The sequence below is a fragment of the Agromyces binzhouensis genome, from assembly GCF_004135055.1.
Taxonomy (GTDB): Bacteria; Actinomycetota; Actinomycetes; order Actinomycetales; family Microbacteriaceae; genus Agromyces; species Agromyces binzhouensis.
The window spans coordinates 1-1,875 of the sequence record NZ_SDPL01000508.1; the positions used below are offsets into that span (position 1 = coordinate 1).

Sequence of the window (1,875 nt, forward strand, 5' to 3'; positions counted from 1 at the left end):
CGGCACGCCGCCGACGACCGGCGTGGGCGGCGGCTCGGGCACTCGGGTCAACGCGTCCTTCGCGAGCTGGACGAGCGCGGCCGCCATCCCCGCCAGCGGTGCGGCGATCCACCCCGCGACCCCGGTCAGGCCGGTCGCGAGCTGCACCACGACGCCGACCCCGAGGAGCATCAGGGTGACCAGCCCGCCGACGACGACGGCCCGACCGATCCGCACCCTGCCGCGGCGGGGCACGACGCGCGGCACGGGTCGCTCCCGCGGGCCGAGGTACGACATCTCGAGCGAGCCCAGCCGGACGAGATCGCCGTGGTGGAGTTCGAGCGGCCCCGTGGTGGTGGCGCCGTTGACCGTGGTGCCGTTCGTGGAGCCGGCATCCTCGATGGTCACGTGGTCCCCGGCGCGCACGAGCCGGGCGTGACGGCGGCTCATCCCGTCCGCCTCCAGGACGATCCCGCAGGACGGATCGCGCCCGACCGTGGTCGATCCCGGCGGGACCGCGAGGCGTCGTCCTCCCCACCGGCCCCCGACCACGAGGAGGGTCGGTTCCGATGCTGCGTGCTGCGGTGCCATCCGACATGCCTGTCAGCGGCCGCCGACGACGCCGGGGCCACGCGTCGAGCGTACGCCGTGCCGTCCGGCTCGACCACTCCGGGGCCGCGCGGCGGACGTGCCGCACCACCGCCCATTGACCGGACGGTCGGTCGGGAATACCGTTGAAGTGACACCCAGATATGGGAGCCGCCACCTGAAGGAGGTTGGTTCTCATGAAGAAGTGGACGCGATGGGAAGACTGGGTGGCGATCGCCGCCGGTCTCGCAGTCGCACTGTCGACGATGTTCCTCACCCAGATGGGAGCATCCGTGTCGATCATGCTCGTGCTCGGCGTGCTGCTCGTCGTCTCGGGCCTCGTGAACCTCGCCTGGCCCGGCATGGTGGCCATGGAGTACGTGCAGGGCGGCTTGGGCGTGCTCCTGATCATCTCGCCGTGGGTCGGCCGCTACGTGGAGACGGGCGCATTCGGGCCCGCATGGATGTCGTGGATCTGCGGCGCGATCGTCGTGGTCGTCGCCGCCCTCGCCATCCGCCCCGCGATGCGCGCGCACCACGACGCGATCACCCACTGATCGACGCGATCCGGCCCCGGGGCCGCGCGGTCGGCGTGCCCGGGCTTCCGGCGCGCCCGCGCGCGTGGAACTGCCGTAGGCACAGCACGAGCATGATCGCCGAGGCCACCAGGTAGAACGAGTGGAGCAGCCAGATCGGTCCGAACGGCAGGCTGAACACGTAGAGCGAGTACACGGCGTTCGCGCCGTTGATCATCACGATGCTCCCGAGGCTGTACGACCCCACGTCGTGCGTGCGAAGGGCCTTCCACACCATCGGCAGGTTGGCGGTCGCGAACACGACGGCGGCGACCATCCCTGCGAACACCGGTACATCCATGTTCGCGACGCTACGCGCGGCACGATCCCGGCCGCGTCGGGAGAAGCACGCAACTTCACGTCGGACGCCGATGGGTCGTTCTACCCATGCCCGCACCCGGCGATCAGACGAGGCCGTGCTCGTATGCGTACGCCGTCGCCGCCGCCCTCGACGCGATGCCGAGCTTGCCGAAGATGTTGCTGAGGTGGCGTGCGATCGTCTTCTCGCTGAGCGAGAGCCGTTCGGCGACGCCCCGATTCGTCAGCCCGGTCGCGACGAGGCGCAGGACCTCGATCTCCCGCTCGGTGAGCGCGCCGCTCCGACGCTCCCCCATCAGCCGCGTCGCCTCGTCGAGCGCCGGCCCGGCTCCGAGCGCCAGGAGTGTCTCGCGAGCACCGCGGACCTCGCCGTCGGCGGCCTCGCGGTCGCCGAGCGCGGCGTGCGCGCCGGCCG

4 protein-coding genes are annotated in these 1,875 nt (G+C 71.7%); 1 reads left to right on the top strand and 3 read right to left on the bottom strand.

Going from position 1 to position 1,875, the window contains the following annotated elements:
* Positions 1 to 570: FHA domain-containing protein (locus tag ESO86_RS16205; RefSeq protein WP_129235871.1), on the bottom strand; the 570-nt coding region annotated here is incomplete at its 3' end.
* Between the two features lie 194 nt (positions 571 to 764).
* Between ESO86_RS16205 and ESO86_RS16210 the strand changes: the two genes are divergently transcribed.
* Positions 765 to 1,124 carry an SPW repeat domain-containing protein gene (locus ESO86_RS16210; RefSeq protein WP_129235872.1) on the top strand — a complete coding sequence of 120 codons (360 nt, stop codon included), beginning with the start codon at positions 765 to 767 and terminating at the stop codon, positions 1,122 to 1,124.
* Here the strand turns inward: ESO86_RS16210 and ESO86_RS16215 are convergent.
* Both ESO86_RS16215 and ESO86_RS16220 read right to left on the bottom strand, forming a co-directional pair.
* On the bottom strand, positions 1,114 to 1,443 hold the full coding sequence (locus ESO86_RS16215) for a hypothetical protein (protein ID WP_129235873.1): 330 nt from the start codon (positions 1,441 to 1,443) through the stop codon (positions 1,114 to 1,116). The genes ESO86_RS16210 and ESO86_RS16215 overlap by 11 nt on opposite strands.
* Before the next feature lie 103 nt (positions 1,444 to 1,546).
* Positions 1,547 to 1,875: response regulator transcription factor (locus ESO86_RS16220; RefSeq protein WP_165308094.1), on the bottom strand; the 329-nt coding region annotated here is incomplete at its 5' end.

Excerpts from the sequence above, each read along its gene's own strand:
- ESO86_RS16210 (WP_129235872.1), top strand. The coding sequence starts at position 765 with ATGAAGAAGTGGACGCGATGGGAAGACTGGGTGGCGATCGCCGCCGGT.
- ESO86_RS16215 (WP_129235873.1), bottom strand. The coding sequence starts at position 1,443 with ATGGATGTACCGGTGTTCGCAGGGATGGTCGCCGCCGTCGTGTTCGCG.